This is a genomic window from Solidesulfovibrio aerotolerans, assembly GCF_009856865.1.
GTDB classification, from domain to species: Bacteria; Desulfobacterota; Desulfovibrionia; order Desulfovibrionales; family Desulfovibrionaceae; genus Solidesulfovibrio; species Solidesulfovibrio aerotolerans.
Genome location: NZ_WVUD01000011.1, coordinates 44,130 through 69,265 on the forward strand (window position 1 = coordinate 44,130; position 25,136 = coordinate 69,265).

The following is a 25,136-nucleotide window of genomic DNA, read 5'->3' on the forward strand; positions in this document are numbered from 1 at the left end:
CGACCAACGGCAAGCATTTGTATGGGGCATACCAGCCCCGGGCCTGTGCCCTGGCCGCGCAGGCGCAACGCCGCAACATAGTTGATCCTTGCGGGTCGCGGCGGCCATAGCGGCGGCCATGCCGGGCGACGTGCCATGCCGGGCCACGGCGGGCCATGACACTTGTGATTTCCTGTGAAAGGGCCTTGCTTTGCGCTGGTTGGAAAGTGGGCTAACGACGTGGGCCAACGACGTTGACACGACACCGAATCCGTGGTTTGGCACAACGGGCCGCATGGTTGGCCGTGCTGTTTGGGAGAAAACCCTTGCCCAGGGCCTGTGGAATAATTCGAAAACTGGAGTGATCCATGGACGTTAAGATACATCTTCCCGAGAGCGACATGCCGACTCAGTGGTACAACGCCCTGCCGGACCTGCCAACACCTCTGGCACCGCCGCTCGATCCCCAGACCAAGCAGCCCGTAAGTCCCGAGCAGCTTGAAGTCATCTTTCCCAAGGCCGTTATTGAGCAGGAGATGTCTCCCCAGCGTTGGTTGCCCATCCCCCAGCCGGTGCTTGACGTCTATCGCCTCTATCGCCCCACGCCCCTGGTGCGGGCCACACGCCTGGAAGCGGCCCTTGGCGTTAAATGCAAGATTTATTATAAAAACGAGTCCGTTTCGCCGGCCGGCTCGCACAAGCCCAATACCGCCATCCCCCAAGCCTATTACAACAAGGCCGAAGGTGTTCGCCGACTGGCAACAGAGACGGGAGCCGGCCAGTGGGGCACGGCCCTTTCCTTTGCCTGTTCCATGCTGGGGATGGAATGCACGGTCTACATGGTCAAGGTGAGCTACGATCAAAAGCCCTATCGCCGTATTCTCATCAACGCCTACGGCGGCGAGGTCTTTGCTTCGCCCTCGATACGCACGCAGACCGGCCGGGCCATGCTGGAAAGCGATCCCGACTGCACCGGGTCGCTTGGGCTGGCCATCTCTGAAGCCGTGGAAGACGCCGCGACCCACGCGGACACCAAATACGCCCTGGGCAGCGTGCTCAACCATGTCCTGCACCACCAGACCGTCATTGGCCTGGAAGTGGAAAAGCAGTTGGCCATGGTCGGGGACAAGCCCGACTATCTGGTGGGCTGCGTGGGCGGCGGCAGCAACTTCGCCGGCTTGATCACGCCCTTTTTGCCGCGAAAGCTTTCCGGCGAAGCCATCCGTTTTGTCGCCGTGGAGCCCAAGGCCTGCCCGACCCTGACCCGGGGGCAGTTCCGCTACGACTACGGCGACGTGGCGCGGCTGACACCCCTGCTCAAGATGCACACCCTGGGGCACGCCTTCATGCCCGCGCCCATCCATGCCGGCGGCCTGCGCTACCATGGCGACGCGCCCATTTTGTGCAATCTGGTCAACGAGGGATTGGTGGAGGCCACGGCCTACTACCAGACCGAGTGTTTCGAGGCGGCCCAGTTGTTTTTGCGCACCGAGGGCTTCCTGCCGGCCCCGGAAACCTCCCACGCCATCAAGGGTGCCATCGAAACGGCGAAAAAGGCCAAACCCGGCGAGTCGGTGGTGTTTCTCTATTCTGGCCACGGCCTGCTCGATCTGGCCTCGTACGACGCCTTCCTGCAGGGAAAATTGACGGATTTCGCCTATCCCGAGGAGCATATTGCCGAGGCCCTCAAGGCCTGCCCGGACGTCGCGGAATAGTAAAGTCCACGGCCGTCTGGTGGCCGTCCCAGCGTTGCAAAAGCCCGCCGGAGGTCCTGTCCGGCGGGCTTTTGCGTGGTGTGCCCGGTGTTGTCCCCAAGCTTCGCTGCCGTATCAAGGCTGGAGCGGCACGCCGACACGCCGTCTCTGATTGCGGCGATAAAAGAGCGAGGTCCGCTGCCGTATCAAGGCTGGCGAGGCATGGTGCCGGCGTGGCGGGTTAGAAAGATATCGAGCTGGTTGGCAAAGGCTTCCTTATCGCGGTTATGCAGCGGCGGCGGGCCGCCAGTGGTCACGCCGGCCCCGCGCAACTCGTAGAGCAGATTGCGCATGGTCAGCCGGCCCTGGATGTTGTCCTTGGTGTACAGTTCGCCCCGGGGATTGAGCGCATGGCCGTCTTTTTCAATGACCAGGGCGGCCAGCGGAATGTCGGCCGTAATGACCAGATCGCCGGGTACCACGCGGGCCACAATGGCCGCATCCACCACGTCGAACCCTTGGCCTGTCCGCACAAAGGCGAGGTAGGGTGAAGCGGGGATCTGCAAAAACTTGTTGGCCACCAGTGTCATGGGAATGCGGCGGCGCATGGCGGCGCGAAACAGAATTTCCTTGATGGGGCCGGGCAGGGCGTCGGCATCGACGTAAATGTGCATGTGCTTCCTCTAGATAATCACGTGCCGCCGGATATACGCCACAGCCTCTTCCGGGGTGTCGAGCACGGTAAAAAGCTCCAGATCATCCGCCGAGACGTAGCCCTTGTCCAGCAGTGTGCCCTTAAACCAGTCGATAAGCCCGCTCCAGAACTGCCTGCCCATAAAAATGATGGGAAAGGGCTTGATGCGTCGGGTCTGAATCAGCACCATGGCTTCGCTCAGTTCGTCCAGGGTGCCGAAACCGCCGGGCATGGCGATATACGCCATGGCGTATTTGATAAACATAAGCTTGCGGATGAAAAAATAGCGGTAGTCGCTGCGAATGGTCAGATACTTGTTGGGCTGCTGCTCCAGCGGCAGATGAATGTGCAGGCCGACAGACTGGCCGCCGGCCTCGTTGGCCCCCTTGTTGGCCGCTTCCATGAGTCCCGGGCCGCCGCCGGTGATGACCGAATAGCCGGCCCGGCACAGCATATCGGCCAGCCGGGTGGTTTCGTGGTAGATCGGATCGTCGGGCTGGGTGCGGGCCGAGCCGAAAATGGACACGGCGGGATTTAAGTCCCCAAGCTGCTCGAAACCGTCCACGATTTCGGCCATGATTTTAAAAAGCCGCCAGGATTCGGACATGGACAGGTCGTTTATGAGATACTGGCGCGAGGCGGGCATGGGCGCTCCTTTGCGGGCTAAGCGGTCGAGGCTTTTCAGCGGCAGCCGAACGGGGTACATGGTGGGATGCGGCTACCGCTTTGGCGTGTTCGCCGGTCTTGCCCGCTTGGGCGAGGTTTATCAAGACGTGGCCGGCCCCCCGGCCAAACTTCGGAGGCATCATGAAGGTTAAGTTTCTCGGCGCGGCCGGCACCGTCACCGGTTCCTGCCATTGCATCGAAACCGCCGCCGCCCGGTTCGCCATCGACTGCGGCATGCACCAGGGCAACGAAACCATCGAGCGCCGAAACCTGGATACTTCGGTCTATCAGCCGCGCAAAATGGATTTTTTCATCCTGACCCATGCCCATATCGACCATTCGGGGCTGTTGCCGCGCATGGTCAAAACCGGGTTTTCCGGCAAGATCTACTGCACCCCGCCCACCCGCGATCTGCTGGGCATCATGCTCGAAGACAGCGCCCACATCCAGGAAATGGAGGCCGAGTGGGCCAGCCGCAAAAACCGCCGCCACGGTGCCCGCCCGGTGGAGGCCCTCTACACCCGGGCCGACGCCGAAGCCACAACGAAACTCCTCACGCCCATCCCCTACGGCCAGCCCTTTTCGCCGGCCCCGGGCATAACCGCCGTCTACCACGACGCCGGGCATATCCTGGGTTCGGCCTTTATCGAGCTGACCCTGGAGGGCGACGGCAAGCGCACCCGCATGCTCTTTTCCGGTGATCTCGGCCGCCCGGACCAGTTGCTGGTCAACGACCCGGACAAGCCCGTGGACACCGACTATCTCTTTTTGGAAGGCACCTACGGCGACCGCGACCATAAAAACGTGGCCGACAGCCGCGAGGAACTGGCCCAGGCCATCCGCGCCAGCTACGAGCGCGGCGGCAAGGTCATTATCCCGGCCTTTGCCGTGGAGCGCACCCAGGAGCTGTTGTTCTGCCTGCATCTGTTGCAAAAGGAAGGCCGGATACCGTCCGATATGCCGGTCTTTGTGGACAGCCCGCTGGCCATCAAGGCCACAGAGATCTTTAAGCGCAATCCGGCCTATCTCGACGCCGAGACGCGGGCCTATTTCGACCGGGGCGAAGACCCGCTGTCCCTGCCCACGTTGCGCTTTACCCTCAGTACGGACCAGTCCCGCGAAATAAACGAGATGGCCGGCCCGGCCATTGTCATCGCGGCCAGCGGCATGTGCAACGCCGGACGCATCAAGCACCATCTGCGCCATAACCTCTGGCGTCCCGAGGCCACCATCGTCTTTGTGGGCTTCCAGGCCATGGGCACGCCCGGGCGAAAGATCGTGGACGGCGCGAAAATGATCCGGATTTTTGGCGAGGAAGTGGTGGTCAATGCCCGCATCTTCACCATCGGCGGCTTTTCCTCCCACGCCGGCCAGAGCCAGATTCTCACCTGGTTGTCGCATTTTAAGGTCAACCATCCGCAGGTGTTTCTGGTCCACGGCGAACAAAAGTCCCTGGACACCCTGGCCGGGCTTATCCGCCAGCGCTTCGGCGTCACGGTGCGCATTCCCCAGTATCTGGAAGAATATACCCTGACCCCCGGGGCCGAGCCGGTGGTGGCGGTGGACGCCGAAAAGGCCCACCCGCGCATCGACTGGGACGTGGTTTTCACCGAGATGGAGGGCCGCCTGTCCCGAATGCGGGAACGCACCAAGACCCTGGCCGATCGGCCAGTGGAGGAACAGGCGGAAATGCGCCAGCGGCTTTTGGCCCTGGACCGGGAGTTGCTGGAGCTGCTCTCGGAGATGTGAGCCGGTGGAGCGGGCGCGGCTTTGGGGGGTGTCCCCGTCGCCGCGCCGCCCGCCGAGGCAGGAGGGCGGCGACGTTACTTGAGGCGGTAGGTGATGCGGCCGCGGGTGAGGTCGTAGGGGGAAAGCTCGACCTTGACCCGGTCGCCGGGCAGGATGCGGATGTAGAACTTGCGCATTTTGCCGGAGATGTGGGCCAGCACGGCGTGCCCGTTTTCCAGCTCGACGCGAAACATGGCGTTGGGTAGTGCTTCCTGCACCACGCCGTCGACCTCAATAGCGCCTTCTTTGGCCATAATCTGTATCCTCCTGCGGCACGCCGTATGGGCGCGGCCGCTACGGTCGCGTTGTTGAGAACGTAGTAAGATAGTCGATTTTTTTACGGTTGGCAAGGGGGCGGGAGCGCTTCTCCAGTCCTTGCCGCCTGCCCGCCTTTCAGATTATACCCCGGGAAAAAAGGATATAACGCCGTGCTTACGCGCCCCCAATTGGAAAAATACGCCGATGTTCTCGTCTGGGGACTGACCACTTCGCGCGCCGAACCGTACAAGCCGGGCGATGTCATCCTGGTCCAATACGAACTGGCCGCCATAAAGCTCGCCGAGGCCGTGTACGCCAAGCTTTTGGCCCGGGGGCTTAATCCCGTGCCCCGGCTGGCCCTGACCCCGGCCATGGAATCCGCCTTTTACGGCGTGGCCGACGAGGCCCAGCTCGTCTTCCAGGCCCCCGGCCAGGTCGAACTCAACGAAAATCTGCACGGTGCCATGCATCTGCTGGCCCCGGACAGCTTGACGCATTTAAGCGGCGTCGATCCCAAACGCATTGCCACGGCCGCCCTGGCGCGAAAACCCCTGCGCGACATCTTAGTCGGCCGGGAGGAGCGGGGCGAATTCGGCTGGACGCTGTGTCTGTATCCCACCGCCGAACTGGCCGCCAAAGCCGGCATGACGAAAAAAGAATACGCCGCCCAGGTCATTGCAGCTTGTTTCTTGAAAGACGCCGACCCGGTCGCCCGCTGGAGCAAGCTGTACGAAGACGCCCGGGAAATAAAAGCCTGGCTTGGCAGCATAAAGGCCGAATACCTGCACGTCGAATCCGCCAACGTGGATTTGAAGGTCACGCCCGGGGCCAAGCGCCGCTGGCTGGGCCTGTCCGGCCACAATATCCCGAGTTTCGAGATTTTCACTTCCCCGGACTGGCGCGGCACCACCGGGCGGTATTACGCCGATCAGCTGTCGTATCGCAGCGGCAACCTGGTCGGCGGCGTACGCCTGACCTTTGCCAACGGCCAGGTCACGGAGATTGCCGCCGAACAGGGCGAGCAGTTTGTGCGCAAACAATTGGCCATGGACCCCGGGGCTTCCCGGCTGGGCGAGTTTTCCCTGACGGACCGCCGGTTCTCCCGCATCGACAAATTCATGGCCAACACGCTCTATGACGAGAATTTCGGCGGAGCGAACGGAAACTGCCATGTGGCCGTGGGAAGCTCCTATTCCGACACCTACGACGGCGACCCGGCCAGCCTTGACGCTGCCGCCAAAGCTGACCTGGGCTTTAACGATTCGGCCCTGCACTGGGATCTGGTCAATACCGAGCCCAAGCGGGTCCGGGCGCATCTCGCCGACGGCCGCGACGTCACCATTTATGAGGATGGCCAGTTCGCGTATTGACGCCGACGGGAAGGCACCGTATCGCGGCAGTGGCGCGCGGTCCTGGGGACCGGCGCGACCGGGGATATGCAAGGAGTGGGGTATGCGCAGATTGGCAGTGCTGAGCGTGGCGGCGGTTCTTTTGGTTTTTGGTCTGGCCCAGGCCGGTTCCAAGGCCAACCCGGACATCAAGGGCTGGGAAAAGGGCGGGGAATACGACAGGATGTTCGATCCCAAGGAAGCCGACGCCATCAAAGGCCGGGTGGTGAAGATTTATGACATGACGCCATCGCCCGGCATGGCCACGGGTGTTGCCTTGCAGGTCGAGGACAAAAAAGACAAAACCCTGGAAATCGTCCACCTGGGACCAAAAGATTTCGTTGATCTGGCCTCCATTGGCCTGAAAGAAGGCGACCAGATCAAGGCGGCCGGGGTCTGGGCCGAGTTTGACGGCCAGGATGTGCTGCTTGCCGTCAAGGTGAAAAAGGGCGAGAACCAGCAACTCAAGGTCCGACGCACCAAGGACGGCTTCCCTTTTTGGAGCATGACACCCGAGGAACGCCAGCGGGAATCGGCCGGAGACTAGTTTTTTTCGCCGTCGCCACGGATCGGCCTTGCATTGTTGGGCCTGCTTTCGTTACTAGTGGTCTAAGAGACGTATTCTGCCGCCGCAGGGGCGGCCACACCATAAATGGGAGCTTGTCGCATGGAGGAAACCCTCAAGAAACAGGATGCCGAACTGCTGCAGCTCGTCACGTTTAGTATTGGCGAGGAAGAGTTTGGTGTCGATATCCTCAGCGTGCAGGAGATCATCCGCATGATGGATATCACCAAGGTTCCGCGCGCCCCTGACTTTGTCGAGGGCGTCATCAATCTGCGGGGCAAGGTCATTCCCATCATCGATCTCAGGCGTCGCTTTGGCCTGTCCACCCGGGACCACGACAAGCATACCCGCATCATTGTCATTGAGATCAACAATATGATCGTGGGGTTTGTGGTCGATTCCGTCTCCGAGGTGCTGCGCATACCCGCCAGCACGGTCGAGCCGCCACCACCGGTGGTTTCCGGTCTGGAATCGGAGTATATCAGCGGCGTGGGCAAGCTTGAGGATCGGTTGCTTATCCTTTTGGATCTGAACAAACTGCTTTCCGGCGAAGAGCGCGACATGCTCGGGTCGTTCTAGATCCAAGCCGCCACGCGCTCGGACCTGCGCCGGGGCGAGGTCTGGAGTGCTCCAGGCCTTGCCGTATCCTGGCTTGATGCGGCCGCTTGTGGGGCCGAGGCAACATTCGTTTGATTTCACGGCCGCCGTCACGACCTGTGGCGGCGGCCATCCCGTATTTCCCCATGAGGCCTGTCTTGTCCCGCACCCCCTCTCCCCTTGCCGATCTTTTAGCCGGCGCTGATTCCGCCTCGGTCTATAAAAGCGGTCCGGCCACCTTGGCCTTTCTGGCCGTTGCGGCCCTGGCCCGGGGGCAGTCCGCCGTGGTTGTTGTCCCGGGTATGACGGAACTGACCCGGATTGCCGCCCTGCTCGAACTGCTGGCCCCGCCCTCGCCGGGAACCCTGTGGGGCGCGCCCTATGCCACCTTGCCATCCTATGCGCCCGGTCGCCCCAGCGGCGCGTTCTGGGCCAGACGCATGGCCTTTTTGGCCTTTGCCGCCATGGGGCGCGGGCCTCGGGTGCTGCTCGTCACGGCGGATAACCTGCTCCCCAAGTGGCCGCCCCAGCGCGCCTTGGAAGGCAACATCCTAAACGTGGCCCTGGGCGAGGAACTGCCCCGGGATCTCATTGCCGAACAGGCCGTCCTGTGGGGCTACAAGCGTTCGCCCATGGTCACCAACCCTGGCGAATTCGCCCTGCGCGGCGACATTTTAGACATCTTTCCGCCGGGCTACGACAGCCCGCTGCGCCTGGAATTTTTTGGCGATACGGTGGAGGCGATACGCCGCTTCGACGCCGGCAGCCAGCGCTCCCTGGCGGAATTAAACGAAGCCGCCTTGCTGCCGGCCGCCCCGGCGGTCCTCTCCGACACCTTCATGGATGAGGCCCGCGCCCTGTGGACCACCATCGCCGGCACGGGCGAACTGCACCGGACCGCCAAGCAGCATCTGGAAACCTGCCTGGAAACCCGCGACGGCGGCATCTGGCCCGGACTTTTCTATGAAAAACCGGTGGAGCTTTCCGCCTGGTTTCCCGAAGACGCCGCCTACCTCGTGAGCGATCCCACCAAGGTCAAGGAACGCCTGGAAGAGGCCGAACACGCCTGGCGGCGGTTTTTCGAGGCCGAAACCAAGGAACGCGGTCATCCCTGGCCCACGTCCCGGGTGCTGTGGCCCGAGAACATGGCGCGCAAATCCCTGGTGGCCGGCCGGCGCATCCTCTTTGAAGATCTGGTCATGGGCCGGGGGCGGCATGGGCCGGATCTGCCGGAAAAGGTCGTGGAGCACTTTGGCGACATCTTCTGGAAGCCGGGGTCGGACAAACGGCCCTGGACCACGCTGGTGGCGTCGCTCAAAGACTGGAACCGCCAGGGCCAGACCATCCTGTCCTTTCATGGCGAGCGCTCGCGTAAGAAATTTCTCCAGATGATCGAGCCTGAGGGGCTGGCCTTTCGCACCAGCTATGCCCCTGGAGAGACAGGACTTTTCGCGCTCATCTCGACGCTGCGCCACGGCATGGAACTGTCCTGGCGCGACACCCGCATCCTGGCCGAGGATATCCTGCATCCCGAATCGGCCAAGGCTGGAGGCGAGCGGGGCCGTGACAAGGATTTCAAGGGGCTGGCCTCTTTTGACGACATCCGCCCAGGCGATCTGATCGTACACCGCGACTACGGCGTGGCCACCTTCGAGGGCCTGACACGCATGACCGTGGACGCCACCGGCGGGGATTATCTGCTGCTGGTCTTTGCCGACGAGGACAAGCTCTATCTGCCAGCCGACCGGCTCGGCCTGCTCCAGCGCTACAAAGGCCCGGAAGGCATCTCGCCGCCGCTGGACCGTCTGGGCGGAGCGCGCTGGAAGTCGATTCGCGAGCGGGCCAAAAAGGCCATCGAGCGCATCGCCGCCGATCTGGTCGAGATGTACGCCTACCGGCAGGTGGCCAAGGGCTATGCCTACGGCCCCACCAACGAGCTGTACCTGGAATTTGAGGCCACTTTCGGTTTCGAGGAGACCCCGGACCAGGAGCGGGCGATTAACGAGGTGCTGGCCGACATGGAGCGGCCTGAACCCATGGATCGCCTCGTGTGCGGCGATGTGGGCTTTGGCAAGACCGAGGTGGCTTTGCGCGCCGCTTTTCGGGCTGTCCTTGACGGCAAGCAGGTGGCCATGCTCTGTCCGACCACGGTCTTGGCCGAGCAGCACTACCAGAATTTTGCCGCCCGGCTGGAAGGCTTTCCGGTGCGTGTGGAGATGCTGTCGCGCTTTGTTTCGCCCAAACGCCGCAAAGTGGTGCTGGAATCCGTGGCCCGGGGCCAGGTGGACATCCTGATCGGCACCCACCGCATCCTGTCCTCTGACGTGACCATCCCCAACATCGGTCTGCTGATTCTCGACGAGGAACAGCGCTTTGGCGTCAAGCACAAGGAACGCCTCAAGGCCTTTAAAAAGAACATCGACGCCCTGACGCTGACAGCCACGCCCATTCCGCGCACCCTGCAACTGTCGCTGTCCGGCGTGCGCGGGCTGTCGGTCATCGAAACCCCGCCCGTGGATCGCAAAACCGTGGAAACGGCTCTGGTCGAGCGCGACGAAGGCTTTTTGCGCGAAGTCATAAAGCGCGAACTGGAGCGCCAGGGACAGGTCTTTTGGGTGCACAACCGCGTGCAGGGGCTGGAGGATGTGACCGCTTACGTCAAGACCCTGGCCCCGGGGGCCAAGGTGGCCATGGCCCACGGCCAGATGTCGGAAACCGCCCTGGAAGAGGCCATGCACGGCTTCTGGCACGGCGAAACCGACATCCTGGTGTGCACCTCCATTATCGAATCCGGCCTGGATTTTCCTCGCGCCAATACGCTTATCGTCGATAACGCCCACATGTTTGGCCTGGGCCAACTCTACCAGTTGCGCGGCCGGGTGGGCCGTTCGCCCCGGCAGGCCTTTGCCTATTTCGTGGTGCCAAGCATCGAAAAGGTGCCGGAACTGGCCCGAAAGCGCCTGCGCGTCATTCTCGATATGGACTATCTCGGGGCCGGCTTCCAGGTGGCCATGGAAGATCTGCGCCTGCGCGGGGCCGGTAACATCCTGGGCGAGGCCCAGTCCGGCCATATCGCCCGCATTGGCCTGGACATGTTCCTGGAGATGCTCTCCGAAGAAGTGCGGCGCCTGAAGGGCGAACCCATCAAGGAGCACACCGAACCGGAACTGACCCTGGCCCTGCCTGCCCGCATCCCGGAGCGCTACGTGCCCGAGGCTTCGGACCGGCTGCGCCTGTACAAGGCCCTGTCCACGGCCCGTTCCGAGGAAGGGCTGGCCGAACTGGCGGCCGAGATGCGCGACCGGTTCGGGCCGCCGCCGCCGGAGGTGGACAATTTCCGGGCCGTTTTGGGTTTAAAGCAGGTGCTGGCCCGGTTGGGCGTGGCCAGGGCCGAGATTGCCCCGACCAAGCTCACTGTTTCCTTTGAGGGCGAAGGGGCGGCGGTCGAACCCCAGCGGCTGGTGGATTTTGTGGGCACGCATCAGGGCGCGCGCCTGCTGCCGCCGGGAAAGATCGTCCTGCCGGTGGATCAGACCCTGCCCTTGCCCGAGGCGCTATCGATTTGGGCCAGGGAACTGGCCGGGCTTGGCGAGGCAGGGACTCCGTGAGGGCTGTGCTTGGCCGGTTGCTGCGGGGTGGGGCGGGCTGTTGCCTGCTCGCGGCCTGTCTGCTGGCCGGCTGTCTGGGGGAGAACCCCGAGGAGTCGGGGGTGGTGGCCGTGGTCAACGGCGCACCGATCCGTCTGGCTGCCCTGGAGGCCCGGCATGAGGTCGGCCGTCTGGGCATGCCCGCGTTTGAGAATCCGGCGGTTGAGGAACTGCGGACCGAATACGGCGCAACCCTGGCCGATCTGATTGTGTCCCGGCTGGTGGCCCAGGAGCTGGCCCGGCGCAAACTGTCCCCGACGTCCCGGGAACTGGTCGAGGCCGAGGAGGCTGTGCGGGCCGATTATCCGGGCGACGCCTTCGAGCGCCTGCTCCTTGAGGAACACCTCGATCTGGCCCGCTGGCGGGCCATGCTGGCTGATCGGCTGGCCCAGGAAAAATTTACGCGGGAGGTGCTGCGCCCCACGCTCCGGGTGGGGGTTTCCGAAGCGGCCACCTATTACAAAGAACATATCAATACCTTCACCAGACCGGCCTCGGTCCGGGTTCTGGTTGTTTCGGGGCGCGACGCGGATGCGGTCAAGGCGCTTCTCGCCAAGGCCCGCAAATTGGGCCAGGGGGAGGAGGCGGGGGCGGGCATCGCCCAGGCCGTGCTGCCCGAAGCCGGCCTCCCCGCCGCCTGGCGCGACGCCCTTAAGGGCCTTAAGCCCGGCGAGGCCACCCCGCCCTTGCCCTCGGGCCGGGAGCAGATCGGGCTGGTCCTTCTCGAGCGCCTGCCGTCTGCCGTCCTTGATCCGGCCAAGGCCTACGCCCGGGTCGAAGCCCTGCTGGCCGAGGAAAAGCTGACCAAGGCGTTTGCGGCCTGGCTGGCCGAGGCGCTGGCCGCAGCGCATATCAGCATCAACCGCCAGCTTCTGGCCGAGGGGAAGTCGCCGGAGACAGGGCCGGCGTCCCCATCGGCCCAGGCCGGCAGGCAGCCGGAGCAGACGGAAATCGAGACTGCCCGGGCCGAGGATGCGGCGCGGGCCTATGTGGCTGCACAGGCCCAAAAGACCCTGGCCGACAAGCGGGAAGCCGCTGCCGCAGTGCCGGTGGCGTCGGGGCAGACGGTGAGCCCGGCCGCCGTCCCCCTGTCGCCTGGGCCGACCGGAGCTGGCGGAGCGGGCCTGCCTGTCGTGGCCGGGGAGACGATACCTGCCGCCGAGCCTGCTGCCGCCCCCGGACAGCCGGAGCAGGGGGCCGAAGCCGCGCCGCCCCCGGACCTGACCCCGGCCGCGCCGCCGGTTTCGGCCGATTTGGCCCCTGTTGCCATTGCTACTCCGGCCGTGCCACCGGTTTTGGCCGAACCGTCCCATGCCGCCACCCCTGGGGCGACAGCGCCCGCCACCGCGCCGTCCGGCCTTGGTGCTCCCGTGCCACCGGCTGCCTCGCCGTCGCATGATGCAGCGGTGGTTGCCGCCGCCGGTGATGCGCCGGCCTCCCTGCCGGCACCGCCCCAGGCGCTCCAGGCCCCGGCCGGCGGCGAAGTGGAGTTTGTTGCGGTCAAGGCCAGCTGGATTCTCTACATCGTGGATGAGGGCCAGGAGGAACGGGTCTATCTCAAACCGGGAAAACCCCAGCGCATCGCTTATAGCCGACGGCTGGTCGTGCGGCTTGGCAGCCCAAGCGAAGTGACCTACCGCGCCGGCGGCCGCGAGGCCACCGTGGAAGTCGGGAGGAAAGAAAGCCGGGTGCTTGAATTTCCCTGAGCACGGGCAGCCAGGCATCGGTGGGCACGATTGCCTGGGGTGGCAAAAACGTTTATAGGCCCCAAAAGCGTGGTTGCGCCGGCCTGGGAGTGAGGACGCCGCAGCTTTGCTGACGTAACCGGGGCAGTGCCGGACGGGCGCGGTGTGTCTCTTGCACGCGGCCGACGCCGCCTCACCATGGAGGATACTTTGCCGCGACTGCCAAAAATTTTCTGTATACTCGGATTGCTGGCCGCATTGGCTGCCCCGGCTGGTGCCGCCGAACTGGTGGATCGGGTGGTGGCGGTTGTCAATGGCAAGCTCATCACCTTGTTTGACGTCAACACCAAGGTCGTCGATGTCGTCCAGCGCACGCAAGGTGTCGCGCTAAAGCCTGGCGATCCCCGGGTGGATGAGTTGCGGCGTCAGATGCTCGACAGCATGATCACTGAGATGCTCATCGAAGACGAAGCGGCAAGGATGAAGATTAACGTATCGGAAACTGAAATTGATACGCAGATTGATGAACTTAAAAAGAAGAACTCGCTTTCCCAGCAACAGCTCGTGGCCGAGTTGGCCAAGGAAGGGTTGACGCTTAAGCAGTTCCGCCAACGCATGCGTGACGACAGCATGCGTAAGCGTCTTCTTGGCTTCATGGTTCACCGCAAGGTGTTGGTCACTGAAGACGAAATCCGTGACTATTACGAAAAAAACAGGGGCAATCTCCCGACGGCCAAGTCTCTCCTTGGCCCGAAAGTGACGGGAACTATCGGCTTTATCATGGTCCCTTCCAAAAAGCAGGCCGATGAACTGCGGGCCAAAATCAATTCCGGGGGCATGAGCTTCGCCGATGCCGCCAAAAAGTTTTCCATCGGTCCCGGCCGCGACCAGGGCGGCGATCTGGGCGACGTGCAGGCCAAGGATCTGGCCGCCCCTTTGCGCGATGCCCTGAAAGCGGCTCCGGCCGGACAGGTCAGCGAACCGGTGATGCTTGACGGCAAGGCCGTGCTGCTCATGCAGCGCTCGGACAAGGCCGCCCCGGCGCAGCCTGCCCCGGCACCTGTTGCCGCCGCGCCTGCCGGCGGTTCCTACGAGGGTGCCCGGGAGCAGATTCAGGAATTGCTGTACAAGCAGAAGTTCGACAAGATCTTTCAGGAATACATCGAGAATCTGCGGTCCAAGGCTGTGATCGAGGTCAAGCTGTAGCGCGCTTGTGATCGATCCGGCTGTCCGGGGGACCTCCCGCTCCCGGCGTGGCGGGCACAGAGGAGTTTTTTATATGGATTTGCGTGAGATAGGGACGATACTGCGCGAGGAACGGGAGCGACAGGGTTTGTCCCTCGATACGGTGTCGGACAGGATCAAGGTATCGCGATCCTGTCTTGCCGCCATCGAGGAAGGCAACGAAAAAACGTTGCCCCATCCGGTGTATGCGAAGGGATTCATTAAAAATTACGCCAAACTGCTTGGCGTTGACCAGGCTGAATTTAATGCCGGGCTGTCCACTGTCTATCAGACCGAAGAGACGCATTTTCGCGAGATCTCGTTGGTTTCCGACATCCCGGACGACGATTGCGGCTGCTCCGTGCCAACGTCCGCGCCGCGTCCGCCCTTCAAACTGATCGCTCTGGTCGGGGGCGGCCTGCTGCTCCTGCTTGGGCTGGGTTGGTTTGTCGTGGCCCATGTTTTTTCAGGCCCCGACGACCAGACTCCGGCATCGGCAACCCCGCCAGCCGGGGATCTGGCTGGCCCGGTTGCCGGGAAATCAGCCCCCGCCACCGCGCCTGTTGCGCCGACCCCGGTCGTTTCGGCTCCTGCGCCGGTCGTGCCTGCCCCTGCGCCGGTCGTTTCGGCTCCCGCGCCGGTTGTCCCGGCCCCTGCGCCAGTAGCCGTCGTCCCGGTCGTTCCCGTCGCCCCGGCCCCTGTTGCCGAGCCGGCCAAGTCCGGTGCCGACGCCACCCCGCGCCCCGGCCTTACCCCCGAAGACCGGGCTACCCAGGACATTGCCGTCAGTGGCCCGGCCGCTGCGGTCCCGGCTGTGCCGTCTGCCCCGGACAACGTCCCGGCTCCGACGGCTCCGTCGGCCAAGAGCTTTACTGTCGGCGAGACCGGCCCTCATACCGTCGTCATTGCGGCCAATGAGCGCTGCTGGCTGCAGGCCGGGGCCGACGGCGGTTCCATGCACGAATCCATGTTGGAAAAAGGTGATACCTTCACCGGCCGGTTCACCGACTATCTCCTGGTGCGCCTGGGCAACGCCGGCGCGGTGGAGATTCATTTCGACAACAAGCTGTATCCGCTTCAGGCCGGCAAAGGTGCCGTCAAGACGCTCAAGTTCGTGGCCAAAAAGACCGAAGGTGAGCCGGCCAAGCCGGCTGCCGGGACCGCACCGGCTGCGGGCAGCCCGCAGCCAAGTGTGCCTGTCACACCGGGTGCGCCGGGCGCGTCGGTCGCGCCAAGTGCGCCGGGCGCGAGCGCAGCGGCACCGGCGGTTGCGGCGGCTCCGGCTGTCGCCGAGGGAACGCCGGGCGGCAAGGAAGTGGAAATTTACGGCCAGGACGGCAGTTGGGTCATTGTCAGCCCGGATAAGGCCCCGTCCAAGGAAATCTACGTCAAAAAGGGCCAGCGCATCAGCATCCCCTTTGGCGAGAAAATCGAGATCAAACTCGGCAATCCGAGCAGTGTGGTCTTTCGCTACGACGGCAAGGAGACGCCCGTGAATACCGAAAAGGGCGGCGTCAAAACCATGCGTTTCCCCTGAGGCGACCGGCGGGTGCGCGAGGTGTCTTTACCCGGCGCGCCTGGAAACGTCGGACGAGCCAATGGTGTGAGGGGGCGGCAAACGGCATGGAATTTTGCGAACAGGCACTGGTACTTGCCGTACGGCGATTTCGGGAGATCGATGCCTGGGTACGGCTGCTTTCGCCGGTGCGCGGCGTCTATACTGCCTTTGCCTTTGGCGGCATGAAAAGCCGCCGCCGGTTCCTGGGCTGTCTTGACCCCCTTAACCATGTCCAGTTCAAGGTGCGCCGGTCCGGCTACCGGTCCTATCACTGCCTGACCGAAGGCCGGCTTCTGGATTCGCCGCGGCAATTGCGCACCCATCCCCAGCGTCTGGGCATGGCGGTCAATTGCTTGAAATTTTTTGAGGCTGTGCCTATCCCGGCCCACAGCGCGGCCGAGGCCTACGCGCTTTTGCGCGAGCTTTTGGCCGCCCTGGATGCGGCCGAGGCTCCGTCGTCGCTGGTGCCGCTGCTGTTTCGGGCCAGGATGACGTTTGTGCACGGCATGTTGCCCGTGTGCGGCCACTGCGCCGCCTGCGGCAGGGCCCTTGGGGATAACGGGGCCGTGTGCCATGTCGAGGAAGGCAAAATTTTGTGCCCGGCCTGCCGCAGTGCCGCAAGCGGCGGCGTGCGCCTGCCGCTGTCCAGCGGGGCGCTGTCGCTGCTGGAGACTGCCGTCGCCCAGAGCCCGGACTGCTGGGCGCTCTGCCGGCCCCAGCCGACGGCGGCCAGGGAGTTTTCCCGGGCGGTCGATCTGCTGGTACGCTATCATATGGGCCTGGCCTGGGAGCAGGGCGGGTTTGTGCGGGCCTGACGCCGTCGCACCACACACGGCCGTACCTCCAACACCTCGCCGCGTCCGGCCCGGCTGGCGGCGAAACCTTGAAATCGGAGCGAGCATGTATTTTCAGGATGTCATTTTGACGCTGCAAAACTTCTGGGCCAAATCCGGTTGCCTCGTGGTCCAGCCCTATGACAGCGAGGTCGGTGCCGGCACGTTTAATCCGGCCACCTTTTTTCGGGTCATCGGTCCCGAGCCGTGGAAGGCCGCCTATGTCCAGCCTTCCCGCCGTCCCACCGACGGCCGCTACGGCGAAAACCCCAATCGCCTGCAGCACTATTACCAGTTTCAGGTGATCCTCAAACCTTCGCCGGACAACATCCAGGATCTGTATCTGCAAAGTCTCGCCGCAATAGGACTTTCCGCCTCGGATCACGACGTGCGCTTTGTCGAGGACGACTGGGAATCCCCCACCCTTGGGGCCTGGGGCCTGGGCTGGGAAGTCTGGGTCGACGGCATGGAGGCCACCCAGTTCACCTATTTCCAGCAGGTGGGCGGCATCGACCTGTCGCCGGTCTCCGTGGAGATCACCTACGGCCTGGAACGCATTACCATGTATCTGCAGCAGAAGGATTCCGTCTACGATCTGGACTGGAACGAGGATGTGACCTACGGCCAGGTGTTTAAGCGCGGCGAGTACGAACATTCGCGCTACAATTTCGAGGAATCCGACGCAGCCATGTTGCTGGCCCATTTCAATGCCTGCGAAAAGGAATGCAAGCGGTTGTGCGAACTGAGCCTGCCCTGGCCGGCCTATGACTATTGCCTCAAGTGTTCCCACGCCTTTAACATGCTCGAAGCCCGGGGGGCCATCTCCATCACCGAACGCACCGGCTACATCGGCCGGGTGCGTAATCTGGCTTCTTCTCTGGCCCGGCTCTATGCCGCCCAGCGTACGGAACTCGGCTATCCTCTTCTGAATAAAAGCTAAAGGACGCATGCCATGTCCCATTTTTTGTTTGAGATCGGATTTGAGGAAATGCCGGCCCGGTTCCTCGCGGGGCTGACCGAAGAGGTCAAGACCCTTTTTGCCGAAGCCCTGGCCCAGGCCAAGGTGACCTGCGGTCCGGTCGCCGCCTTTGCCACGCCGCGCCGGCTGGTGGTCAGCATCCCCGACATTGCGGCCAGCGCCCGCCAGGAAGAGGAAGTGGTCAGCGGTCCGCCCGAGCGGGTGGGCTACGACGCCGCCGGCAACCCGACCCCGGCCGCCATCGGCTTTGCCAAGGGGCAGGGCTTAACCGTGGCCGACGTCTATGTCATGGAGACGGGCAAGGGCCGGTATCTGGCCCTGCGCAAAAATACCGGCGGGCAGGCCACCACCGAGCTGCTGCCCGGCATCTGTCTGGAGACGGTCAAGAAACTGTCATTCCCCAAACGCATGCGCTGGGGCAGCCGGGAGTTCGCTTTCGGCCGGCCGGTGCACTGGTTTGTGGCCCTCTATGATGACGCCGTGGTTTCCTTCGAGCTTGACGGCATCGTTTCCGGCCGCCACACCCGGGGCCAGCGCATCATGGGCCCCGGCCCCTTTGAGGTGCCGACGGCGGCGGATTATTTCACCATCATCCGTGAGGCGGGCAAGGTCGTGCTCGATGCCCGGGAACGCGAGAGCATTGTGCGGTCCCAGGCCGAAGCCCTGGCCAAGGAAGCCGGCGGCACGGCTGTGATCAATCCGGCGCTTTTGGCCGAAGTCACGGGCCTGACCGAGCATCCGGTGGTGCTCATGGGGCAGATTGATCCCAAGTTCCTGGAAGTCCCCCGGGAAGTGCTCATCACCAGCATGGAGAGCCATCAGAAGAGCTTTGCCGTGGAAGACGGCAAAGGGGGCCTCCTGCCGGTGTTTTTAACCACCCTGGGCCTGATGCCGGGCGACGTCGAACTGGTGCGCCGGGGCTGGCAGCGGGTGCTGACAGCCCGCCTGGAAGACGCGCGGTTTTTCTGGGAAGCCGATCTGGCCACCGACCTTGAGACCTGGCAGAAAAAGCTTGAAAGCGTGGTCTTTCTGGCCGGCCTTGGCTCCATGCGCGACAAGTCCCGGCGGTTGGAACGGCTGTGCGGCCTTATTGCCGAGCAGGCCGGCAAGCCCGAGATCATGCTCGAAGCCTCCCAGGCCGGCGGTCTGGCCAAGGTGGATCTCGTCAGCGACATGGTGGGCGAATTCGCCGAGCTGCAGGGACGGATGGGCGGCATCTACGTGCGCCGCAAAGGCCAGTCAAAAACCGTTTCCCGGGCCATTGCCGAGCAGTATCTACCGGCTGGCCCGGACAGCCCGGTCCCGGCCAGTCTGGCCGGTGCCATCCTGTCCATCGCCGACAAGGCCGACACCCTGGCCGGCTGCTTCGGCCTGGACATGGCCCCCACCGGTGCGGCCGACCCCTATGCCCTGCGCCGGGCGGCTCTTGGCATCTGCCGCATCATCATTGAGCACGGTTTGCGCCTTGATCTCATGGAACTGCTGCAAGGGGCCATCGACGGGTACGGCGAGGTGAAGTTCAAGGTGGACCGCACCCATGGGCTGGCCAAGCTGCTGGACTTTTTCGGCCAGCGCCTCAAAGCCTATTTCACCGGCCAGGGCTATGACACCCTGGTGGTGGAAGCGGCCCTGGGCGCGTCGTACACCGACATCGCCGCACTGACCTCCCGGCTGGCCGCTTTGGCGACGTTTGCCGCCAAGCCGGATTTTGGCCAGGCGGTGTTGACGTTTAAGCGTGCCGCCAACATCATCCGCAAGCAGGGAGTCGGGGCCGGCGTGCCGCTGACCGGCACGATCAAGGCCGAGCTTCTGGCCGAGCCGGCGGAAAAAGAACTGGCAGCGGTGTGCACGGCGGTTTTCCCGCGTTTCGATGCCTTGTTTGCAGGCGGCGACTATGGGGCGGTGCTTGAACTGCTCTATGAATTGCGGCCGTCGGTGGACGCCTTTTTTGATAACATCATGGTGATGTGCGACGACATGGATATGCGGCTTAATCGCCTCAATTTGCTCAAGTCGCTGGTGGACCGTCTGGGCCGGGTGGCGGATTTCGCTGCTTTGCAGGTCTAGGAATTCAATAAACTGCTTGACAGGGTTGGGGCTTTGTTTTAGCTAACCCTGCTTCAGCGAACATTTCACGGAGGAACGATCCTTGGCCAATCATAAATCTGCCATCAAGCGGCACCGTCAAAGCCTTTTGGCCCGGGCTCGCAACCGGGCGGTCAAGACCCGCGTGCGTAACGTCATCAAGGCCGTGCGCGCCGCCCTGGTCGGCGGGGATGTCGCCGCTGCCGAAACGGCCCTGCTCACTGCCACCAAGGTTCTGGACAAGGCCGCCACCAAAAAGATCATTCACTGGAAGGCTGCGGCGCGGAACATCTCGCGCCTGACCACGGCCGTCAACAAGACCAAGACGGCCTAGCTTTTCGGTTTCTTGGTTTTTCCAAAGCCCGCTGCGGTAGCCTGCAGCGGGCTTTTGGCCTTTTCGGCTCGGCGGCCGGTCCAGGCTTGGCTTCGCTTTGGCCTTGGTCTTGCCAGTTTTGACATAGTGTGATAACTTGTTGGTATAATACAAAATTTATACGTCCACGGTCTGTCGTCCGGTCCGGGGCGGCTGGCCCCAGGGTGCGCGGGCTGGCGGGGACGCCATGGAATTTGAAAAACACCTCAAGGAAATCGTTAACACCATGAGCGAGGGGCTGCTCCTCGTCGGGGCCGATGGGCGTATTGCCATGGTCAACGAGGCCTTGACGCGTCTGACGGGCTATAGCCGTGAGGAATTGGTGGGCCGCTCCTGCCGGGTGCTGGACTGCGATGTATGCGAGCGGGAACGTGGGCTGGGCGGCGAGGCCTGGTGCCGGCTTTTCGCGGAAAAGACCACCCAGGCCAAGCACTGTATGATCCGGCGCAAAACCGGAGCCTATCTGCCGGTGCTCAAAAACCAGTCCCTGCTGCGCGATGCCGAGGGGCGGCCGCTTTTTGCGGTGGAGACGCTGACGGATCTGTCCGAAGTGGCAGGCCTTGACCGCAAAGTGGAAGCCCTTTCCCGGCTGCTGTCGGCCGAGGAGGGGTTTCACGGCATGATTGGAGCCTCGGTCGCCATGCGCCGGGTGTTTGATCTGCTGGAGCGGGCTGCGGCCAGCGAAGCCCCGGTGCTTTTGGTCGGCGAATCGGGCACGGGCAAGGAACTGGCTGCCCGGGCCGTGCATGAGCTGGGCCGGCGTCGGCTGGGGCCGTTTGTCCCGTTTAACTGCGCCGCCTTTTCCGAGGCCCTGCTGGAAAGCGAACTGTTCGGCCACGCCAAGGGGGCCTTTACCGGAGCCCACCGCCATCGACAGGGCCGGTTCGAGGCGGCTGACGGCGGGGATATCTTTTTAGACGAAATCGGCGACGCGCCGGCCTCGATCCAGGTCAAGCTGTTGCGCGTTCTGGAAACCAAGAGCTTTGAGCGGGTGGGCGAAACGCGTTCGATGCGCGCGGATGTGCGCGTCATTGCGGCCACCAATCGCGACTTGGCCACCCTTGCGGCCCAGGGGCGGTTTCGGGAAGACCTTTTTTTCCGCATAAACGTCATCCCCATTGAATTGCCGCCCCTGCGTGCCCGTCTGGAAGACCTGCCCCCCCTGGCCGAATATTTCCTGCGGCGTCTGGCCGGACAGGCCGGCCGGGCCGTGCCGTCCATCGATCCGCAGGCCATGCGCATCCTGTTGGCCCATCCCTGGCCCGGCAATGTGCGCGAACTCAAAAGCGCCCTGGAATACGCCTTTGTCGTCACCGACGCTGGCCCGGTGGAGCCGCGGCATCTGCCACCGGCCTTGCTCGGACGCGCCGCTGCGGCCGTCCTGCAGGACGTCTGCCGGCCGCTGACCCCGCGCGAGGCCGGGCGGACCGAACTGGTCGAGGCCTTGCGCCAGACCGGCGGCAATCAGAGCGAAGCAGCCCGGTTGCTGGGCGTCAGCCGCGGCACAGTGCTGAACCGTATGCGGCGCTATGGAGTGGATTCCAAACATGTTCTCAACTATTAGCCATCCCCTGGCCACAGCCCTGGCCGTGGCACTGCTGCTTGTCCTTCCCCTTGGCTCCCGGGCCTTGGCCGCCGCCCCGGTGTTGCCAGCAGTCATCAAGGCCCGCTTGCCCCATGATCCGGCGGCCTTCACCCAGGGGCTGCTCTATCATGACGGCGCGTTGTATGAGAGCACGGGCCTGTACGGCCAATCCAGCCTGCGCCGCATTGATGCGGCCACCGGCAAGATTGTCGCCCGACGCAGTCTGCCGGCGTCGGTCTTTGGCGAAGGACTGGTTCTTTTAAACGGCCTGTTTTACCAACTGACCTGGCGCGAGGGGCGGGTGCTCACCGCCAATCCGGCCGATCTTTCGCCGGTCGGGGAGTTGCCCCTGCCCACGGAAGGCTGGGGTGTGTGCGCCCTGGATGGCAAGCTCGTGGTCAGCGACGGTTCCGACACGCTGACTTTTTACGATCCCACCGCCATGACCGCCGTTGGCTCCATCGCTGTAACCGATGCCGGTACACCCGTGACCAGACTCAACGAACTGGAACTGGTGGCCGGTCGCATCTGGGCCAATGTCTGGGGCGAAACGCGCATTGCGGTCATTGATCCGGCCAGCGGGCGGGTGGTGGCCTGGGTGGATTGTTCGGGGCTGCGGCCCGGCGGCGTTGCGGCCAAACTGGAGATGGTTTTAAATGGCATTGCCTCTGATCCGGCCACGGGCCGGGTCTGGGTGACGGGCAAACACTGGTCCGAGATTTTTGAAATTACGACGCCAGGGCTGCCCACAGGCGGTGTGCGGCCCTGATGTCGCCAGCAGCAGCAAGCGCTGCTGTGTGTTGTGAATACAGAGTATCCTAGCAAACCGATGGCGTCTGCGCCGGCCACGCGCCAGGATCGAACGCGGCCCGGAGCCGATCCCCGGCGGTCTGTCCGGGGGACATGTTTTATGCAAAGGACAAGGGTCGAGGCATGCAGGAAGCAACGCAACGCCCCCGGGCAGGCAGTATGAAGCAGAAATGCAGGATGTGTCGGTATTGGAAAGGCCCCATTCCCCCGGAGGACCGCTATTGTCCGCCCGAGGAGATGCAGGGCGGGGAATGGGGCTATTGCAAGCGCTATGCGCCGGCTCCGGCCACAGCCCCTGTGGAGCAGGCCCGGGGCAAGACCTATGTGGCGGTATGGGCGGAAACCCAGGCCGAGGATTTGTGCGGGGAGTTCGTGCTCATCCCCCTGCACCGCGAATAGGGGCACGGATGGGAATATGCCTTTGGCGGCCGGGGGGAAGGCAGAAGATGAAGATGCCTCCGGCGGCCGGGGGGATGATCCCCCCGGACCCCTGCAATTGGAGAAGTTATTAAGGGGTTCGCGACGCGGGTTGGCAATTCGGAGGATGCGCGGCTAGCCGGCTTGCGCCCGCGGCCCGGGGCGCAGAAGGAGCCACAGGCCAAAGGCAATGACCGGCAGACTGAGCAGTTGGCCCATGGTCAGCCAGCCAAAGGCCAGATAGCCGAGCTGGGGATCGGGCAGGCGCACAAATTCCAGGGCAAAGCGGAAGGTGCCGTAACACACCGAGAAAACGCCGCTGACAGCCCCGGCCTTGTGTTTTTTGGCCGAATAGAGCCAGACGATGACGAACAGGGCCAGGCCCTCAAGTCCGGCTTCGTAGAGCTGGGAGGGATGCCGGGGGATGCCGCCGGCCCGGGGGTCGGGAAAGACCACCCCCCAGGGCAGGTCCGTTGCCTTGCCCCACAGTTCGCCATTGATGAAATTGCCGATGCGGCCGGCGAAAATGCCGAACGGGGCCAGGGGGGCGGTAAAATCCGCCACGCCCCAAAAGCCCTTGCCGGTCTTTTTCCCCCACAGCCACACCGCCGCCAGCACGCCCACAAAGCCGCCATGAAACGACATGCCGCCCTGCCAGACCATAAAGAGCGACAGCGGATTGGCGATAAGCGCCGGCAGATCGTAAAAGAGCATATACCCCACCCGCCCGCCGACCACCACGCCAAGCACCAGATAGGTGATCAGATCATCGACCTCAAGGCCGGTCCAGCCGGACCCCGGGCGCGTGGCACGCCAGCGGCCCAGGAGCCAGGCCACGGCAAAGCCGATGAGATACATAAGGCCATACCAGCGGACAGCCAGCGGGCCGAGATTGACGGCCACGGGATCGAATTGGGGATGGATGAGCATAAGGGTGGGGTGGCGGCTCCGGTTTGGGCGCGTGGGTCAGCGGCCGCCGCCCATCTCCATGAGCAGGGCTTTGGCCTTTTCATAGCCGGGATTGAGTTCCAGCGCTTTTTTGAGAAAGGCAACAGCCGGGTCTTTTTTGCCGTAGCGACGATAGACCGTGGCGATGTTGTAGCAGACCGCTTCGCCGTTTTTCCACAGGTCGGCATTGAGCGACAAGGCCCGCTCGACGTACTGATAGGCTTCAATGTATTGGCGGCCTTCGGTGAAGGCCATGGAAATGTTGTAGTACAGGCCCGGATCGTCGGGTGAGATTTTTAGCGCCTTGCGGTACTCGGAGATGGCGTCCTGCCATTTTCCCTGGCGGCGCAGCATCAGTCCCAGGCGGTTAAACGTCTCGATGTCGGAGCGGTCGAGCATGTTTTTGCGGGTATTAAGCGATTGACGCAGATACTGCTCGGACAGTTCCGGGGCAGACTCCATGCAGCGGGCGGCAATGGTCTGGGTGATGCGGCTGACGGTATCGAGGGCTTCCTTGGTGGCTATGCGCACCGCCATGTCAAAGGCGGCCTTGGCCTTTTCGGTATCGCCGAGCTTGATGTAGCCTGTGCCGAGATCCACCTTGCGGTCAACGTTTAGGGGCGAAAGTTTGTCCAGGCGTTCCAGGAACCGGATCTCCTCGGTGGTGTTGCCTTCCTCGCGGTGCAGTTCGGCAATCTTTTTCAAAGGATCGAGAAAGAGCCGGGCACCCTTTTCGGCTTGGGTGTAGGCCCGCAGTGCTTCGTCCTTTTTGCCCATGGCCCGCAGGGCGTCGCCCATGAGCAAAAGGCCTGACGGACTATTGGATTTTATATCCAGCACCTGTTTGGCGAGCTTGGCCGCTTCCAGGGCGTCGCCCATCTCCAGGCATTGGCGGCCCTTGTCCATGAATTCGCCGATCTGGCCCCGGGGTTTGACCGTAAAGGCGATTTTTTCCACCAGGGTGTCGGCGGAGATGGGTTTGGTGATGATGTTGTCCGCGCCGAGTTCGTGCAAAAGCACAAGCTTGTCGCGTTCGACTTCGGTGGTCAGGACCACGACGAAAAGGTCGCTGGCGAAGTCGTTTTTCAGATACCGAATGACGTCGGAGGTATTGCGGCCGTTCAGCTCGCGTTCGATGAAAACGAGGATTTTGTGATTTTTGGACCGCAGTTGCTTAATCTGTTTGGGTAATTGTTCAGTAGTGGCGACATTATGGACGCATTCGTCTTTGACGCTCAGATGACGAAGCAGGGTGCCGCGAAGATTTTTATTGAACAGGGGATCGGTGCTGACCACCAGGAACACGCCGTTTTGCTGGGCAACATATTCCCGGACATCGTCATCATACTGCTTGTTTTTCATG

At 63.2% G+C, this 25,136-nt stretch carries 21 protein-coding genes; 16 read left to right on the forward strand and 5 right to left on the reverse strand.

Annotated elements, in window-relative coordinates; all coding sequences use genetic code 11:
• The first annotated feature begins 347 nt into the window (after nt 1-347).
• Nucleotides 348-1,694 (forward strand): TrpB-like pyridoxal phosphate-dependent enzyme, encoded by a 1,347-nt coding sequence (locus GTA51_RS08375; protein WP_160960240.1) that lies wholly within the window; start codon nt 348-350, stop codon nt 1,692-1,694.
• Between the two features lie 185 nt (nt 1,695-1,879).
• On the opposite strand, the gene GTA51_RS08380 is transcribed toward GTA51_RS08375, so the two are convergent.
• Both GTA51_RS08380 and GTA51_RS08385 read right to left on the reverse strand, forming a co-directional pair.
• Entirely contained in the window at nt 1,880-2,347 is a 468-nt protein-coding gene (locus GTA51_RS08380; RefSeq protein WP_160960241.1) for a YaiI/YqxD family protein, read from the reverse strand.
• A 9-nt stretch (nt 2,348-2,356) separates the two neighbouring features.
• Complete coding sequence (locus GTA51_RS08385; RefSeq protein ID WP_160960243.1) at nt 2,357-3,013, reverse strand: LOG family protein; 657 nt, start codon at nt 3,011-3,013, stop codon at nt 2,357-2,359.
• A 161-nt stretch (nt 3,014-3,174) separates the two neighbouring features.
• Between GTA51_RS08385 and GTA51_RS08390 the strand changes: the two genes are divergently transcribed.
• Nucleotides 3,175-4,782 carry an MBL fold metallo-hydrolase RNA specificity domain-containing protein gene (locus GTA51_RS08390; RefSeq protein WP_160960244.1) on the forward strand — a complete coding sequence of 536 codons (1,608 nt, stop codon included), beginning with the start codon at nt 3,175-3,177 and terminating at the stop codon, nt 4,780-4,782.
• A 74-nt stretch (nt 4,783-4,856) separates the two neighbouring features.
• On the opposite strand, the gene infA is transcribed toward GTA51_RS08390, so the two are convergent.
• The gene (gene infA, locus GTA51_RS08395) at nt 4,857-5,075 is read right to left on the reverse strand and encodes a translation initiation factor IF-1 (protein ID WP_160960246.1); all 219 of its coding nucleotides are present in this window, start codon (nt 5,073-5,075) and stop codon (nt 4,857-4,859) included.
• Between the two features lie 174 nt (nt 5,076-5,249).
• Here infA and GTA51_RS08400 point away from each other — a divergent pair, with 174 nt between their 5' ends.
• From GTA51_RS08400 to GTA51_RS08465, 14 genes are all read left to right on the forward strand, one after another.
• Nucleotides 5,250-6,449: an aminopeptidase gene (locus GTA51_RS08400; RefSeq protein ID WP_160960248.1), complete on the forward strand. Its 1,200-nt coding sequence runs from the start codon at nt 5,250-5,252 to the stop codon at nt 6,447-6,449.
• Nucleotides 6,450-6,531: 82 nt separating this feature from the next.
• Nucleotides 6,532-7,014 (forward strand): MamS/MamX family magnetosome protein, encoded by a 483-nt coding sequence (locus tag GTA51_RS08405; RefSeq protein WP_160960249.1) that lies wholly within the window; start codon nt 6,532-6,534, stop codon nt 7,012-7,014.
• A gap of 120 nt (nt 7,015-7,134) precedes the next feature.
• Nucleotides 7,135-7,611, forward strand: coding sequence for a chemotaxis protein CheW (locus tag GTA51_RS08410; protein ID WP_024826793.1), 477 nt, complete (start codon nt 7,135-7,137; stop codon nt 7,609-7,611).
• 176 nt (nt 7,612-7,787) lie between these two features.
• The gene (gene mfd, locus GTA51_RS08415; RefSeq protein ID WP_160960251.1) at nt 7,788-11,237 is read left to right on the forward strand and encodes a transcription-repair coupling factor; all 3,450 of its coding nucleotides are present in this window, start codon (nt 7,788-7,790) and stop codon (nt 11,235-11,237) included.
• Nucleotides 11,234-12,982, forward strand: a complete 1,749-nt coding sequence (locus GTA51_RS08420) for a peptidyl-prolyl cis-trans isomerase (protein WP_343039501.1) — start codon at nt 11,234-11,236, stop codon at nt 12,980-12,982. Before mfd ends, GTA51_RS08420 begins: the two co-directional genes overlap by 4 nt.
• Before the next feature lie 189 nt (nt 12,983-13,171).
• Nucleotides 13,172-14,167 (forward strand): peptidylprolyl isomerase, encoded by a 996-nt coding sequence (locus GTA51_RS08425; protein ID WP_160960252.1) that lies wholly within the window; start codon nt 13,172-13,174, stop codon nt 14,165-14,167.
• A gap of 73 nt (nt 14,168-14,240) precedes the next feature.
• Nucleotides 14,241-15,722, forward strand: coding sequence for a RodZ domain-containing protein (locus GTA51_RS08430; protein WP_160960254.1), 1,482 nt, complete (start codon nt 14,241-14,243; stop codon nt 15,720-15,722).
• 86 nt (nt 15,723-15,808) lie between these two features.
• Nucleotides 15,809-16,558, forward strand: a complete 750-nt coding sequence (gene recO, locus GTA51_RS08435) for a DNA repair protein RecO (protein WP_160960255.1) — start codon at nt 15,809-15,811, stop codon at nt 16,556-16,558.
• Between the two features lie 85 nt (nt 16,559-16,643).
• Nucleotides 16,644-17,516: a glycine--tRNA ligase subunit alpha gene (locus GTA51_RS08440; protein ID WP_160960257.1), complete on the forward strand. Its 873-nt coding sequence runs from the start codon at nt 16,644-16,646 to the stop codon at nt 17,514-17,516.
• 12 nt (nt 17,517-17,528) lie between these two features.
• Complete coding sequence (glyS, locus tag GTA51_RS08445) at nt 17,529-19,622, forward strand: glycine--tRNA ligase subunit beta (RefSeq protein WP_160960259.1); 2,094 nt, start codon at nt 17,529-17,531, stop codon at nt 19,620-19,622.
• 82 nt (nt 19,623-19,704) lie between these two features.
• A complete protein-coding gene (gene rpsT, locus GTA51_RS08450; protein ID WP_160960260.1) occupies nt 19,705-19,974 on the forward strand; it encodes a 30S ribosomal protein S20 in 270 nt (89 codons plus the stop codon).
• Nucleotides 19,975-20,200: 226 nt separating this feature from the next.
• Nucleotides 20,201-21,577: a sigma-54 interaction domain-containing protein gene (locus GTA51_RS08455; protein ID WP_160960262.1), complete on the forward strand. Its 1,377-nt coding sequence runs from the start codon at nt 20,201-20,203 to the stop codon at nt 21,575-21,577.
• Nucleotides 21,561-22,367, forward strand: a complete 807-nt coding sequence (locus GTA51_RS08460) for a glutaminyl-peptide cyclotransferase (RefSeq protein ID WP_160960263.1) — start codon at nt 21,561-21,563, stop codon at nt 22,365-22,367. Before GTA51_RS08455 ends, GTA51_RS08460 begins: the two co-directional genes overlap by 17 nt.
• A 200-nt stretch (nt 22,368-22,567) precedes the next feature.
• Nucleotides 22,568-22,807: a hypothetical protein gene (locus GTA51_RS08465; protein ID WP_160960265.1), complete on the forward strand. Its 240-nt coding sequence runs from the start codon at nt 22,568-22,570 to the stop codon at nt 22,805-22,807.
• Between the two features lie 153 nt (nt 22,808-22,960).
• Here the strand turns inward: GTA51_RS08465 and lgt are convergent, their stop codons facing one another.
• Nucleotides 22,961-23,755, reverse strand: coding sequence for a prolipoprotein diacylglyceryl transferase (gene lgt, locus GTA51_RS08470; protein ID WP_160960266.1), 795 nt, complete (start codon nt 23,753-23,755; stop codon nt 22,961-22,963).
• 36 nt (nt 23,756-23,791) lie between these two features.
• The gene (locus tag GTA51_RS08475; protein ID WP_160960268.1) at nt 23,792-25,135 is read right to left on the reverse strand and encodes a tetratricopeptide repeat protein; all 1,344 of its coding nucleotides are present in this window, start codon (nt 25,133-25,135) and stop codon (nt 23,792-23,794) included.
• Nucleotide 25,136 lies beyond the last annotated feature (1 nt).

What these genes read in the sequence shown, in the direction of transcription:
- GTA51_RS08475 (WP_160960268.1), bottom strand. Translation starts at nt 25,135, where the DNA reads ATGAAAAACAAGCAGTATGATGACGATGTCCGGGAATATGTTGCCCAG.
- recO (WP_160960255.1), top strand. Translation starts at nt 15,809, where the DNA reads ATGGAATTTTGCGAACAGGCACTGGTACTTGCCGTACGGCGATTTCGG.
- glyS (WP_160960259.1), top strand. Translation starts at nt 17,529, where the DNA reads ATGTCCCATTTTTTGTTTGAGATCGGATTTGAGGAAATGCCGGCCCGG.
- GTA51_RS08380 (WP_160960241.1), bottom strand. Translation starts at nt 2,347, where the DNA reads ATGCACATTTACGTCGATGCCGACGCCCTGCCCGGCCCCATCAAGGAA.
- GTA51_RS08410 (WP_024826793.1), top strand. Translation starts at nt 7,135, where the DNA reads ATGGAGGAAACCCTCAAGAAACAGGATGCCGAACTGCTGCAGCTCGTC.
- infA (WP_160960246.1), bottom strand. Translation starts at nt 5,075, where the DNA reads ATGGCCAAAGAAGGCGCTATTGAGGTCGACGGCGTGGTGCAGGAAGCA.
- GTA51_RS08375 (WP_160960240.1), top strand. Translation starts at nt 348, where the DNA reads ATGGACGTTAAGATACATCTTCCCGAGAGCGACATGCCGACTCAGTGG.
- GTA51_RS08385 (WP_160960243.1), bottom strand. Translation starts at nt 3,013, where the DNA reads ATGCCCGCCTCGCGCCAGTATCTCATAAACGACCTGTCCATGTCCGAA.
- GTA51_RS08460 (WP_160960263.1), top strand. Translation starts at nt 21,561, where the DNA reads ATGTTCTCAACTATTAGCCATCCCCTGGCCACAGCCCTGGCCGTGGCA.
- GTA51_RS08440 (WP_160960257.1), top strand. Translation starts at nt 16,644, where the DNA reads ATGTATTTTCAGGATGTCATTTTGACGCTGCAAAACTTCTGGGCCAAA.
- GTA51_RS08430 (WP_160960254.1), top strand. Translation starts at nt 14,241, where the DNA reads ATGGATTTGCGTGAGATAGGGACGATACTGCGCGAGGAACGGGAGCGA.
- GTA51_RS08465 (WP_160960265.1), top strand. Translation starts at nt 22,568, where the DNA reads ATGAAGCAGAAATGCAGGATGTGTCGGTATTGGAAAGGCCCCATTCCC.
- GTA51_RS08405 (WP_160960249.1), top strand. Translation starts at nt 6,532, where the DNA reads ATGCGCAGATTGGCAGTGCTGAGCGTGGCGGCGGTTCTTTTGGTTTTT.
- GTA51_RS08390 (WP_160960244.1), top strand. Translation starts at nt 3,175, where the DNA reads ATGAAGGTTAAGTTTCTCGGCGCGGCCGGCACCGTCACCGGTTCCTGC.
- lgt (WP_160960266.1), bottom strand. Translation starts at nt 23,755, where the DNA reads ATGCTCATCCATCCCCAATTCGATCCCGTGGCCGTCAATCTCGGCCCG.
- GTA51_RS08455 (WP_160960262.1), top strand. Translation starts at nt 20,201, where the DNA reads ATGGAATTTGAAAAACACCTCAAGGAAATCGTTAACACCATGAGCGAG.